Source organism: Streptomyces ambofaciens ATCC 23877 (assembly GCF_001267885.1).
Lineage (GTDB): Bacteria > Actinomycetota > Actinomycetes > Streptomycetales > Streptomycetaceae > Streptomyces > Streptomyces ambofaciens.
On the sequence record NZ_CP012382.1, the window covers coordinates 2,791,268 to 2,804,494 of the forward strand.

Consider the following 13,227-nt stretch of genomic DNA (forward strand, 5'->3'; position numbering starts at 1 on the left):
GCGGAACCGAAGCGTTACGTCATCTGCGGGGCTGGGCGTCCAGCACCTGCTGGAGCGCCTCGAACTCCTCGACGCACTTGCCGGAGCCGAGCGCCACGCTGTCCAGCGGGTCCTCGGCGATGTGGATCGGCATTCCGGTCTCCCGGCGCAGCCGCTCGTCGAGCCCGCGCAGCAGGGCGCCGCCGCCGGTCAGGACGATGCCCCGGTCCATGATGTCGCCGGACAGCTCCGGCGGACACTTGTCGAGGGTGGTCTTGACGGCGTCGACGATCGCGTTGACCGGCTCCTCGATCGCCTTGCGCACTTCGGCGGCGGAGATGACGACGGTCTTGGGCAGCCCGGAGACGAGGTCCCGGCCGCGGATTTCGGTGTGCTCGTCGGAGTCGAGGTCGTACGCCGAACCGATCGTGATCTTGATCTGTTCGGCCGTGCGCTCACCCAGCAGAAGGCTGTACTCCTTCTTGACGTGCTGGATGATCGCGTTGTCCAGCTCGTCACCCGCGACACGGATGGACTGGGCGGTGACGATGCCGCCGAGCGAGATGACCGCGACCTCCGTGGTGCCGCCGCCGATGTCCACCACCATGTTGCCCGTGGCCTCGTGGACCGGCAGGCCGGAGCCGATGGCCGCGGCCATGGGCTCCTCGATGATGTGCACCTGACGAGCGCCGGCCTGGGACGACGCCTCGATGACGGCGCGGCGCTCGACGCCGGTGATGCCCGAGGGCACACAGACGACGACCCGCGGACGAGCCAGATACCGCCGCTTGTGGATCTTCAGGATGAAGTAGCGGAGCATCCGCTCGGTGATCTCGAAGTCGGCGATGACGCCGTCCTTCAGCGGGCGCACGGCAACGATGTTGCCGGGCGTGCGCCCGATCATCTTCTTCGCTTCGGCGCCGACCGCGAGGATGCCACCGGTGTTGGTGTTGATCGCGACGACGGACGGCTCGTTGAGTACGATCCCGCGACCCCTGACGTACACCAGCGTGTTGGCGGTCCCGAGGTCGACAGCCATGTCACGGCCGATGAACGACATTGAGTTCCCCATCAGGATTCGACTGGCCTTCCCAGGAGCTTTTGAGGGCTTTTCAGGTAGGCGAAGTGGGTGCAGTGACGCGTGGAGGCTTCCATCGTAGACGCGCTTTCGCGAACACTGCGCGAGGGTCTTCGCCATTGTCAGCAGATGGCGCCGCGCCTCGCTTGTGGAGACGGGCCAACGGGGGCATCCGTTCCCCCGATCAGGCGCGCATATGCCACAGGGCGGTCGCTTTTACGCGACCGCCCCGGTGCGCTGCGGGCCATTCGGCTGACGCGGCGTCAGAAAAAAGATGTGTCCGGCGTGTCCGGAAGGAGGCTCAGACCCGGCCCGGGAAGAAGATCTTCAGCTCGCGCTCGGCGGACTCCTCGGAGTCGGAGGCGTGGATCAGGTTCTCCCGGACGATCACGCCGAAGTCCCCGCGGATGGAGCCGGGGGCGGCGGCGATCGGGTCGGTCGAACCGGCCAGCGCGCGCACGCCCTCGATGACCCGCTCGCCCTCGACGACCAGGACGACGACCGGACCGGACGACATGAACTCGACCAGCGGCTCGTAGAAGGGCTTGCCCTTGTGCTCGCCGTAGTGCTGCTCCAGCGTGTCGGTGTCCAGGGTGCGCAGTTCCAGCGCGGTGATCTGCCAGCCGGCCTTGCGCTCGATACGGCTGATGATCTCGCCGGTCAGGCCGCGACGGACGGCGTCGGGCTTGAGGAGGACGAGGCTGCGCTGGGTCACGACGGGCTCCCTTGGGGTGTGCGGTGGTGCGGCGTGATGACTGAGGTTACCGGGCGTGTCGCGGCACCCGTCACGCAGCGTCAGCCGACGACCGGGCGGCGCACCGCCGAGCTCCTCCAGCGGCGACGGTCAGCGCCCCGCGAAGGCTGCTCGAGCGGCATCGGACAGCCCCTGCCGAGGCAGGCTCCGGCAGCGACGGACAGCGCCCCCACCAAGCCTCCTCGGACGGCGACCAGCCACTACCCCGCGAAACCACCCCGTACGGCGACCGGACGGCGCCCCGCGAAACCATCCCGTACGGCGACCGGGCGGCGCCCCGCGGAGCGTGCCCCGCGAGATCTCCTCATGCGGCGTCGGGCAGCGCGCCCCCGCGGAGGCTGCTCAGGCGGCGTCGGGGGCCGCGCCCTCGGCCTGGGCGGCGAACCTCGCCTTCGCCTCGTCGATCTTCCGCCCGTAGTGCACCGAGGCCCACCACAGGGCCGCGAAGATCGCGCCCAGGAAGAACATGGACGACACGATGAACCCGGAGGCGATCAGGGCGATCTGCAGGGCCCAGCCGAGGGCGACGCCGACCGGCCGGGTCACCACGCCGCACAGGGCCACGCACAGGAACATCGCGATGCCGCTGACCGTCCACACCGTCCCCGTGGCCAGGTCCGGGTCCTTCATGGCGACCAGTCCGGCGAAGCCGATGACGAAGAACTCGCCGATCAAGGTCGAAGCACAGAGCGTACGCACGTGGATCCTCAGCCCTTCCCCAGCAGCAGCCGGGCTTCTCCGACGGTGATGACGGAACCGGTGACGAGCACACCGCCGCCCGCGAACTCGCCCTCCTCCTCGGCCAGCGTGATCGCGGCCTCCAGGGCGTCCGGCAGTCGCGGCTCGACCTGGACGCGGTCCTCGCCGAACACCTCGACGGCGATCCCGGCCAGCTCGTCGGCGTCCATCGCGCGGTGACTGGTGTTCTGGGTGACGACGACCTCGGCGAAGACCGGCTCGAAGGCCTCCAGGAGCCCGCGCACGTTCTTGTCGCCGCTGGCACCGACCACGCCGATGAGCCGGCTGAACTGGAAGGCCTCCCCGACCGCCTCGGCGGTGACGCGGGCGCCCGCCGGGTTGTGCGCGGCGTCCAGCACCACGGTCGGCGAGCGCCGGACCACCTCCATCCGCCCCGGTGAGGCGACGGCGGCGAAGGCCTTGCGCACGGTGTCGACGTCCAGCGGCTCGGGGCGCTGCGCGCCGACGCCGAAGAACGCCTCGACGGCGGCCAGCGCGACCGCCGCGTTGTGCGCCTGGTGGGCGCCGTGCAGCGGCAGGTAGATCTCGGTGTACTCGCCGCCGAGCCCACGCAGGGTCACCAGCTGCCCGCCGACGGCGACCTCCCGCGCGACGACGCCGAACTCCAGCCCTTCGCGGGCCACGGTGGCGTTGACGTCCACCGCCTTCTTCAGCATGACCTGCGCCGCGTCCACCGGCTGCTGGGCCAGGATCACGGTGGCGTCCTGCTTGACGATGCCGGCCTTCTCGGTGGCGATCGCGCCGGGCGTCTCGCCGAGCCGGTCGGTGTGGTCCAGGTCGATGGGGGTGACGACGGCGACGTCCCCGTCGATGACGTTGGTGGCGTCCCAGGAACCGCCCATGCCGACCTCGACGACGGCCACGTCGACGGGCGCGTCGGCGAAGGCGGCGTACGCCATGGCGGTCAGCACCTCGAAGAACGACAGCCGGTACTCCTGCTGCCCGTCGACCATCTCGACGTACGGCTTGATGTCCTGGTACGTCTCGATGAACCGCTCGGCGGCGATCGCGGCGCCGTCCAGGCTGATCCGCTCGGTGATCGACTGCACGTGCGGCGAGGTGTACCGCCCGGTGCGCAGCTCGAAGGCGCCGAGCAGGGCCTCGATCATGCGGGCGGTGGAGGTCTTGCCGTTGGTCCCCGTGATGTGGATGGAGGGGTACGACCGCTGCGGGTCGCCCAGCACGTCCATCAGCGCGGCGATGCGGGAGACGGAGGGCTCCAGCTTGGTCTCGCCCCAGCGGGTCGCGAGCTCCGCCTCGACCTCGCGCAGCGCCCGGTCCACCTCGGGGTCCTCGGGGCGCCCGGGCACGTCGGCCTGCGGGGGGCCGCCCTGGGTGCGCAGCGTGCGGCTGCCGGCCTCGATGACGGCGAGGTCGGGGTCGCGGGTGGTCTCGGCCGCGATGATCTCGTCGAAGTCGCTGGTGGAGTCGTCGGGCTCGGGCGGGTCGTTCTGGCCGGGGATGTCGCTCACGGGGACCAGTCTACGTACCCCGGGTCGCGGGCAGTCGTGCCGCTTGGGGCGATGGGGGTCCCCCCGCTCGAGCGTAGCCGAGAGTGGGTGAGGGCGGGCGCGGGCGGCACCCCGTGGCGCCGGGCCGCGCGACCCCCTGCCGGGCGCCGACGGAGTGGGGTGGCATGGGTCTCGCGGCGAGTGCGGCGCCCAGGTGGCTGGTCACGCCCACGCGGCGGAGCCGCGCATCGATACAGCCCCGCGTTCCCTTGAGGACGTGAAGGCTCCCGGTACCGACACGGCACCGGGAGCCTTCATCGACGTACCGGCGTCACGCCTGCGGCAGCTTCTCCAGCTGGGCCTGGATGCGGGCGATGTCCTCGTCCGCCTTGGCCAGCCGCCCGCGGATCTTGTCCACGACCTGGTCGGGCGCCTTGGCGAGGAACGCCTCGTTGCCCAGCTTGGCCGTGGCCTGCGCCTTCTCCTTCTCGGCGGCGGCGAGGTCCTTCGCCAGCCGCTTGCGCTCGGCGGCGAAGTCGATGACGCCGGAGAGGTCGAGCGCGACCTCGACGCCCGCGACCGGCAGCGTCGCCGTCGCCGTGAAGGCGTCACCCTCCGGCTGGAGCCGCAGCAGCTGCCGGACGGCCGCCTCGTGCGCGGCGAGCGCGCTGCCCGCGAGGGTCAGCCGGGCCGGGACCCGCTGGCCGGGCTGGAGGCCCTGGTCGGCGCGGAAGCGGCGGACCTCGGTGATCACCGACTGGACGGTCTCGATCTCCCGCTCGGCGTCCGCGTCCCGGAAGCCCGAGTCCGTCGGCCACTGGGCGATCACGACCGACTCGCCGCCCGTGAGCGTCGTCCACAGCGTCTCGGTGACGAAGGGGACGACCGGGTGCAGCAGCCGCAGCGTGACGTCGAGGACCTCGCCGAGGACGCGCTTGCTGACCTCGGCGGCCTCGCCGCCCGCCTGGAAGGTGGTCTTCGACAGTTCGACGTACCAGTCGAAGACCTCGTCCCAGGCGAAGTGGAACAGGGTGTCGGACAACTTCGCGAACTGGTAGTCCTCGTAGTACGCGTCGACCTCGGCGACGACCGAGTTCAGCCGCGACAGGATCCACCGGTCCGTCGAGGACATCGCCGACGCGTCCGGCAGCGGGCCCTCCACGGTCGCGCCGTTCATCAGCGCGAAGCGGGTGGCGTTCCAGATCTTGTTGGCGAAGTTCCGGGAGCCCTGGACCCAGTCCTCGCCGATCGGGACGTCGACGCCCGGGTTGGCGCCGCGCGCGAGGGTGAAGCGCAGGGCGTCGGAGCCGTACTTGTCCATCCAGTCCAGCGGGTTCACGACGTTCCCGAAGGACTTGGACATCTTCTTGCCGTTCTGGTCACGGACCATGCCGTGCAGGGCGATGGTGTGGAACGGCGGGGTCCCGTCCATCGCGTACAGACCGAACATCATCATCCGGGCGACCCAGAAGAAGAGGATGTCGTAGCCGGTGACCAGGACGGAGTTCGGGTAGAACTTCGCCAGCGAGTCGGTCCGCTCCGGCCAGCCCAGCGTGGAGAACGGCCACAGGCCCGAGGAGAACCAGGTGTCCAGGACGTCGGCGTCCTGGTACCAGCCCTCACCGCTCGGCGGCTGCTCGTCGGGGCCGACGCAGACGATCTCGCCGTTCGGGCCGTACCAGACGGGGATGCGGTGGCCCCACCACAGCTGGCGCGAGATGCACCAGTCGTGGAGGTTGTCGACCCAGTCGAAGTACCGCTTCTCCATCTCCTGCGGGTGGATCTTGACCTTGCCCTCGCGGACGGCGTCACCGGCCGCCTTGGCGAGCGGGCCGACCTTGACCCACCACTGCATGGACAGGCGCGGCTCGATGGTGGTCTTGCAGCGCGAGCAGTGGCCGACGGAGTGGACGTAGGGCCGCTTCTCGGCGACGATCCGGCCCTCGGCGCGCAGTGCGGCGACGATGGCGGAGCGGGCCTCCAGCCGGTCCAGGCCCTGGAAGGGGCCGTGGGCGGTGATGACGGCGTGCTCGTCCATCACGGCGATGGCGGGCAGGTCGTGGCGCTGGCCGATCTCGAAGTCGTTCGGGTCGTGGGCGGGCGTCACCTTGACGGCGCCGGTGCCGAACTCGGGGTCGACGTGCTCGTCGGCGACGACCGGGATGGAGCGGTCGGTCAGCGGCAGCTTGATCAGCTTGCCGACGAGGTGCTTGTACCGCTCGTCCTCCGGGTGGACGGCGACGGCGGTGTCACCGAGCATCGTCTCGGCACGGGTGGTGGCGACGACGATCGTCTCGTCCCCGTCGCCGTACTTCATGGAGACGAGCTCGCCGTCGTCGTCCTGGTACTCGACCTCGATGTCGGAGATGGCCGTCAGACACCTGGGGCACCAGTTGATGATGCGCTCGGCGCGGTAGATCAGCTCGTCGTCGTAGAGCCGCTTGAAGATGGTCTGGACGGCCTGGGAGAGGCCCTCGTCCATCGTGAAGCGCTCACGCGACCAGGCGACCGCGTCGCCGAGGCGCCGCATCTGGCCGCTGATCTGCCCGCCGGACTCGGCCTTCCACTGCCAGACCCGCTCGACGAAGGCCTCCCGGCCGAGGTCGTGCCGGGACTTGCCCTCCTTGGCCAGCTCCCGCTCGACGACGTTCTGCGTGGCGATGCCGGCGTGGTCCATGCCGGGCTGCCACAGCGTCTCGTACCCCTGCATCCGCTTGCGGCGGGTCAGGGCGTCGATGAGCGTGTGCTCGAAGGCGTGCCCGAGGTGCAGGCTGCCCGTGACGTTCGGCGGCGGGATGACGACGGTGTACGGAGGCTTGTCGCTGGCCGCGTCCGCCTCGAAGTAGCCCCGTTCTACCCAGCGCTCGTACAGCTTCCCCTCTACCTCGGCCGGCGTGTACTGGGTCGGCAGTTCGGTCGTGGGCGCTGCTTGCGGCTGCTGAGTGTTCTCGGTCACGGGGGTCAGTTTACGGGCGTCACGACCGTGTCCCGAAACGCGTTTCGTTTGTAACGGTGCGGCCCCCGGTGGCTGCGGTCGGCCCTGGCTGCGTCAGGATGTCAGCACCACGTAAACATCTGGAGGGGAACCCAGTAATGAGTCACAACCAGCCGGGCCCGTACGGCGGGCAGCCTCAGCAGCCCGGACCGTACGGCCAGCAGGGGCCGTACGGCCAGCAGCCGCCGCAGGCCCCCCAGCCCGGCTATGGCTACCCCCAGCAGACGCCTCCCCCGCAGCCGGGTTACGGCTACCCGCAGCAGCCCCCGCAGGGCGGCGTCCCCCCGCAGACCCCGCCCTACGGCCAGCAGCCCCCGTACGGCCAGCAGCCTCCCTACGGCCAGCAGCCCTACGGCATGCCCCAGCCCCCGGCCTCGGGCGGCGGCAAGAAGAAGGCGGGCCTGATCATCGGCGCGGTCGCCGTCGTGGCGGCGATCGGCGTGGGGGCGTACTTCGTCTTCGGCAGCAGCGGTGGCGGCGGCTCGGACATCGCCGACGACGGCCCCCACAAACTGACGACGCCGGCGACGGTGCTCGGCGGAGAGTACAAAAAGGGAAGCAACGCGGACAGCGGCGGTTTCGACAAGAGCGACCTCGAAGAGGCCGAGAAGCACGGCGTCAAAGACGCGCAGGACGTCAACGCGGGCTACGAGGCCGGGGACGAGACCAATCCGCTCTCCATGAAGATGATCAACTTCATGGGCGTGTACGGCGAGATCGACGACCCGGAGAAGGTCGTGGACGCCATGTTCGCCGAGCTCAAGAAGAACGCCGGCAAGGACAAGGAGACCGAGGGCGAGGTCGTCGGCAGTCCCCAGGAGTACAAGCCCAGCGATCTGGACGGCGCGATCCTGAAGTGTCAGGAGACCAAGGTCGAGAACGCCGACGCGTCTGCGGGTTCCGCCGCTTCCGGCCCGTCGGAGTTCAGCATGCCGGTGTGCATCTGGGGTGACCACAGCACCCTCGGCGTCATCATCAACATGGACCTGGCGGACGCCATGGCCGGCAAGCCGGCCGACCTGGAGAAGGCGGCCGAACTCACCGCCAAGCTTCGCAAGGACGTCCGCGTCAAGGCGTGACATCCTGTCCGGCTCATTGCCACGAGTGGAGGGCGGTTCGGCTCAGTGCCGAACCGCCCTCCACTCGTTACAGGCCTCGGACCTCGCGCCGCGATGTGCCCGTCAGGCGCGCAGACAGGCCGAGGTCGCCACGTTCCCGTCAACGCCTGCCTGCAGCAGCCTGGTCGTACAGACCGGGTTCGGTACCTTCCCGACGCCCATGTCGATCGCCCCACGGCTACAGGCGGAGCGGACCTTCGGCCCGACAAGGTAGCCCTTGTTGCCTACGTAGTTCACACATGTGCTTTGGGCAGCGCCGGCGGGCGTCGCCGTAACCAACGGCATGACACCCGCAGCAGCGACCACACCTACCGTTGCCAATGCCGCCTTGATGCTGCGTGACCTCATGAGGCGCCTCCCGTTTCTTCCGCCGACGGTTCGAACACCTAGTCGACGTGGTGGCACCACCAGACCACGGCGACAAAGCGCGGCCCCACTGCCCCCTGCTCATCTGACGCGATCTTGTCATCAAATGGCGAAAAGGGAGCGGCTGCACCCTTTGCCGCAGCCTTTTTGTGGGCTGCGGCGGCACTGTGCCGCTGCTACGCCGTCTTCTGCTCCCCCGGGCCCCGGCCCCGCGAATCCCGCGGGATGAGGGTCGGGTTGACGTTGGAGAGGACCACGTCCGCCGTGATGACGACGCGGGCGACGTCCTTGCGGGACGGGACCTCGTACATCACGCCCTGGAGGACCTCCTCCATGATGGCGCGCAGGCCGCGGGCGCCGGTCTGGCGGAGGATGGCCTGGTCGGCGATGGCCTCCAGCGCCTCGCGCTCGAAGTCCAGCTCCACGCCGTCGAGTTCGAAGAGGCGCTCGTACTGCTTGACGAGTGCGTTGCGCGGCTCGACCAGGATCTGGAGCAGGGCCTCGCGGTCGAGGTTGTGGACCGAGGTGATGACCGGGAGGCGGCCGATGAACTCGGGGATCATGCCGAACTTGACCAGGTCCTCCGGCATGACCTGCTCGAACTGGTCCTTGGACTCGATCTCCCGCTTGGAGCGGATCTGCGCGCCGAAGCCGATGCCCTTGGCGCCCGCGCGGCCCTCGATGATCTTCTCCAGGCCGGCGAAGGCGCCGCCCACGATGAACAGGACGTTCGTCGTGTCGATCTGGATGAACTCCTGGTGGGGGTGCTTGCGGCCGCCCTGCGGCGGGACGGAGGCGGTGGTGCCCTCCAGGATCTTCAGCAGGGCCTGCTGGACGCCCTCGCCCGACACGTCGCGCGTGATGGAGGGGTTCTCACTCTTCCGCGCGACCTTGTCGATCTCGTCGATGTAGATGATCCCGGTCTCGGCCTTCTTGACGTCGTAGTCCGCGGCCTGGATCAGCTTCAGCAGGATGTTCTCGACGTCCTCGCCGACGTACCCCGCCTCGGTGAGCGCCGTGGCGTCGGCGATCGCGAACGGGACGTTCAGCATGCGCGCGAGGGTCTGCGCGAGGAGGGTCTTGCCGGAGCCCGTGGGGCCCAGCAGCAGGATGTTGGACTTCGCCAACTCGATGGCGTCCTCGCGGCCTTGGGCGCCGCCGTTCTCGCCGGCCTGGACCCGCTTGTAGTGGTTGTACACCGCGACGGAGAGGGCCTTCTTGGCCGCCTCCTGGCCGACCACGTAGCCCTCGAGGAACTCGTAGATCTCGCGGGGCTTCGGGAGCTCCTCCCAGCGCACCTCGCTGGTCTCGGCGAGCTCTTCCTCGATGATCTCGTTGCAGAGATCGATGCACTCGTCGCAGATGTAGACACCGGGCCCTGCGATGAGCTTCTTGACCTGCTTCTGGCTCTTTCCGCAGAACGAGCACTTGAGCAGATCGCCGCCGTCACCGATGCGTGCCACGGTGTGCTTCCCCTTCGCCTGGGAGATGCCTGACCGTCGACGTGACGTCGACGGCCGGCGGACTCCTGGTGCTGCCTTATGTCCGACGGTACCTTGCCGGGCCCCCCGTCCGGGCCCCCCTTGGCACGGTTCGCTTTGACGTGAATCGCGTCAAACCGTGCCAAGGAGCGGCAGACGATACAGCCTCCCGCCTAGCGGAGAGAGGAGTTGTCCATCTTCCGGGTGGTGATGATCTGGTCGATCAGGCCGTAGCTCAGCGCGTCCTCGGCCGTGAGGATCTTGTCGCGCTCGATGTCCTCGCGGATCTTCTCGACGGGCGTGGTGGAGTGCTTGGCCAGCATCTCCTCCAGCTGCGCGCGCATCCGCAGGATCTCGTTGGCGGCGATCTCCAGGTCGGAGACCTGACCGCGGCCGGTCTCGCTGTACGGCTGGTGGATCAGGACGCGCGCGTTCGGCAGCGCCATGCGCTTGCCGGGCGTGCCCGCGGCCAGCAGGACGGCCGCGGCGGAGGCCGCCTGGCCCATGCAGACCGTCTGGACGTCCGGCTTCACGTACTGCATCGTGTCGTAGATGGCCGTGAGCGCCGTGAAGGAGCCGCCGGGGCTGTTGATGTAGACCGAGATGTCCCGGTCCGGGTCCATCGACTCCAGGCACAGCAGCTGCGCCATGACGTCGTTGGCGGAGGCGTCGTCGATCTGGACGCCGAGGAAGATCACGCGCTCCTCGAAGAGCTTCGCGTACGGGTCGTACTCGCGAACGCCCTGGGAGGTGCGCTCGACGAAGCGCGGGATCACGTAGCGGGACTCGGCCGAGGGGCCGGTGTACTCGGCACGGGCGCGGTCGTACAGGCCGCTGCCGGGAAAGTCGTTCACAGTGTCTCCTGGAAAGGGGCTGAGGCGGTCGGCTGAGGCTGGCTGGGGCGCGCTGGGGCCCCCGGCTGGGGCCCGCAGTGGGCTCAGGCCCCGGTACCGCCGCCGCCCGGCATGCCGGCGGCCGTGGGGATCACGTCGTCGATGAGGCCGTACTCCTTGGCCTCGAAGGCGTCGAACCAGCGGTCGCGGTCCGAGTCGCGGGTGATCTGCTCGATCGTCTGGCCGGTGTGCTGGGCCGTGAGCTCGGCCATGCGCCGCTTGGTGTGCAGCAGCCGCTCGGCGTGGATCTTGATGTCCGAGGCCGAGCCGGCCAGGCCCGCGGAGGGCTGGTGGATCAGGATCTCGGCGTTCGGCAGGGCGAAGCGCTTGCCCGGGGTGCCCGCGCTGAGCAGGAACTGTCCCATGGAGGCGGCGAGACCCATCGCGATGGTCACCACGTCGTTCTTGATGAACTGCATGGTGTCGTAGATCGCCATACCGGCCGTGATCGATCCGCCCGGGCTGTTGATGTACAGGAAGATGTCCTTGTCCGGGTCGGCGGCAAGGAGCAGCAGCTGTGCGGTGATCTTGTTGGCAATGTCGTCGTCGACCGGCTGGCCGAGGAAGATGATCCGCTCGCCGAGCAGCCGGTTGTAGACCTGGTCGCCGAGGCCGCCACCGATGGAGGGCTCGCCGGCGGCTGAGGGCATCAGATTCGTCACGTATCCACCTGCTCGTCTTACGACGGCGCCGGGCCGTCTCACGTTTCCCTGCGGGGCTGGAGCCGCTTTCGGGGACTCCCCTGCCCTCGTATTCATGGACCCTAACGCGGTGGGCCTGCGGCGCCATCCCGGTTCTCGCGGTGTTCGCCGGGGGCGTAGAGCTCCGCGGGACGGGGTGCGGGCGCGGGCGGGCCGCCCGGCCGTACGAGGAACGGGCCCCGGCGTCACAACGTCCGGGGCCCGTTCCAGCGTCCGTCGGGGACGGCGCGAGGGGATCAGCCCTCGGTCTTCTCCTCGGCCTTGTCGGCCTCGGCGGCCTTGTCGTCACCGGACTCGGCGGACTCGGCGGCGGCCTCGGCGGCCTCCGTCTCCTCCTCCTCGTCGTCCAGGTCGACGAGCTCGCCGTTGGTGTCCTTGACCGTGGCCTTCTCGACCACGACGGCCAGGGCCTTGCCGCGGGCGACCTCGCCGACGAGGAGCGGGACCTGGCCCTGCTCGACGACGGCCTGGGCGAACTGGTCGGGGGACATGCCGGAGGAGGCCGCGCGCCGCATGAGGTGCTCGGTGAGCTCCTCCTGGCTGACGTTGAGGTTCTCCTGCTTGACCAGCTCGTCGAGGACGAACTGGGTCTTGATGCCCTTGACCGCGGCCTCGCGGGTCTCGGTGTCGAACTCCTCGGCGGTCTTGCCCTGGAGCTCGAGGTACTTCTCGAGGTCGAGACCCATCTGGCCGAGCTGGTGGTGCTCGAGGTTGTGCTTACGGGTGTTGATCTCGTCCTCGAGGAGCTTCTCGGGGATCGGGACCTCGACCAGCTCGAGCAGCTTGTCCAGGACACGCTCCTGGGCCTGCGTGGCCTGGTCGTACTGCTTCATGTTGGCGAGGCGCTTGCGGCTGTCGGCGCGCAGCTCCTCCAGCGTGTCGAACTCCGACGCGAGCTGCGCGAAGTCGTCGTCCAGCTCGGGCAGCTCGCGCTTGGCGACCTGGGTGACCTTGACGGTGACCTCGGCCTCCTTGCCGGCCGCCGAACCGCCCTTGAGCTCGGAGGTGAAGGTGGTCTCGCCACCGGCCTCCAGGCCCTTCACGGCGTCGTCGATGCCTTCCAGCAGCTCACCGGAGCCGATGGTGTACGAGACACCGTCGGCCACGCCGTCCTCGAGGACCTCGCCGTCGACCTTGGCCTGCAGGTCGAGGGTGACCACGTCACCGTCTTCGGCGGCGCGCTCGACCGGGGAGGTGGAGGCGAAGCGCTCGCGCAGCTGCTCGACCGACTTCTCGACGTCCTCGTCGCTGACCTCGACGGCGTCGACCTCGACCTCGATGCCGGAGTAGTCCGGGATCTCGACGGTCGGACGGATGTCGACCTCGGCGGTGAAGTTCAGCGTCTCGCCGTCCTTCAGCTCCGTGATGTCGACCTCGGGCTGGCCGAGCGGGTTCAGCTCGGCCTCGTTGACCGCGTCGGTGTAGAACTTGGGAAGCGCGTCGTTGACCGCCTCCTCCAGAACCGCACCGCGGCCGAACCGCTGGTCGATGACCCGGGCCGGGATCTTGCCCTTGCGGAAGCCCTTCACCGTGACCTGCTGGTTGATCTTCTTGTACGCCGCGTCGAGGCTGTCCTTGAGCTCCTCGAAGGGCACCTCGACAGTGAGCCGAACCCGGGTCGGGTTCAGGGTCTCCACGGCGCTCTTCACGGT

10 protein-coding genes are annotated in these 13,227 nt (G+C 69.2%); 1 reads left to right on the plus strand and 9 read right to left on the minus strand.

Going from position 1 to position 13,227, the window contains the following annotated elements; genetic code table 11:
• Window positions 1–19: 19 nt before the first annotated feature.
• From SAM23877_RS12495 to SAM23877_RS12515, 5 genes are all read right to left on the minus strand, one after another.
• Window positions 20–1,039: a rod shape-determining protein gene (locus SAM23877_RS12495; protein ID WP_030381728.1), complete on the minus strand. Its 1,020-nt coding sequence runs from the start codon at window positions 1,037–1,039 to the stop codon at window positions 20–22.
• A gap of 319 nt (window positions 1,040–1,358) precedes the next feature.
• Window positions 1,359–1,772 carry a nucleoside-diphosphate kinase gene (ndk, locus tag SAM23877_RS12500; protein WP_053130809.1) on the minus strand — a complete coding sequence of 138 codons (414 nt, stop codon included), beginning with the start codon at window positions 1,770–1,772 and terminating at the stop codon, window positions 1,359–1,361.
• A gap of 381 nt (window positions 1,773–2,153) precedes the next feature.
• Complete coding sequence (locus tag SAM23877_RS12505; protein WP_053130812.1) at window positions 2,154–2,510, minus strand: DUF4233 domain-containing protein; 357 nt, start codon at window positions 2,508–2,510, stop codon at window positions 2,154–2,156.
• Between the two features lie 8 nt (window positions 2,511–2,518).
• Window positions 2,519–4,042: a bifunctional tetrahydrofolate synthase/dihydrofolate synthase gene (gene folC / locus SAM23877_RS12510; RefSeq protein ID WP_053130816.1), complete on the minus strand. Its 1,524-nt coding sequence runs from the start codon at window positions 4,040–4,042 to the stop codon at window positions 2,519–2,521.
• Window positions 4,043–4,352: 310 nt separating this feature from the next.
• Complete coding sequence (locus SAM23877_RS12515) at window positions 4,353–6,977, minus strand: valine--tRNA ligase (protein ID WP_053130818.1); 2,625 nt, start codon at window positions 6,975–6,977, stop codon at window positions 4,353–4,355.
• A gap of 137 nt (window positions 6,978–7,114) precedes the next feature.
• On the opposite strand from SAM23877_RS12515, the gene SAM23877_RS12520 reads away from it, so the two are divergent.
• Entirely contained in the window at window positions 7,115–8,095 is a 981-nt protein-coding gene (locus tag SAM23877_RS12520; RefSeq protein ID WP_053130821.1) for a hypothetical protein, read from the plus strand.
• Between the two features lie 581 nt (window positions 8,096–8,676).
• Here the strand turns inward: SAM23877_RS12520 and clpX are convergent.
• The 4 genes from clpX to tig form a co-directional block, all read right to left on the minus strand.
• Complete coding sequence (clpX, locus tag SAM23877_RS12525; protein WP_053130824.1) at window positions 8,677–9,963, minus strand: ATP-dependent Clp protease ATP-binding subunit ClpX; 1,287 nt, start codon at window positions 9,961–9,963, stop codon at window positions 8,677–8,679.
• A 191-nt stretch (window positions 9,964–10,154) separates the two neighbouring features.
• Window positions 10,155–10,835, minus strand: coding sequence for an ATP-dependent Clp protease proteolytic subunit (locus SAM23877_RS12530; protein WP_053130827.1), 681 nt, complete (start codon window positions 10,833–10,835; stop codon window positions 10,155–10,157).
• A gap of 83 nt (window positions 10,836–10,918) precedes the next feature.
• Window positions 10,919–11,524, minus strand: a complete 606-nt coding sequence (locus tag SAM23877_RS12535) for an ATP-dependent Clp protease proteolytic subunit (RefSeq protein ID WP_053142395.1) — start codon at window positions 11,522–11,524, stop codon at window positions 10,919–10,921.
• 287 nt (window positions 11,525–11,811) lie between these two features.
• Entirely contained in the window at window positions 11,812–13,224 is a 1,413-nt protein-coding gene (gene tig / locus SAM23877_RS12540) for a trigger factor (protein ID WP_053130830.1), read from the minus strand.
• Window positions 13,225–13,227 lie beyond the last annotated feature (3 nt).

What these genes read in the sequence shown, in the direction of transcription:
- SAM23877_RS12535 (WP_053142395.1), bottom strand. Translation starts at nt 11,524, where the DNA reads ATGCCCTCAGCCGCCGGCGAGCCCTCCATCGGTGGCGGCCTCGGCGAC.
- SAM23877_RS12520 (WP_053130821.1), top strand. Translation starts at nt 7,115, where the DNA reads ATGAGTCACAACCAGCCGGGCCCGTACGGCGGGCAGCCTCAGCAGCCC.
- SAM23877_RS12495 (WP_030381728.1), bottom strand. Translation starts at nt 1,039, where the DNA reads ATGTCGTTCATCGGCCGTGACATGGCTGTCGACCTCGGGACCGCCAAC.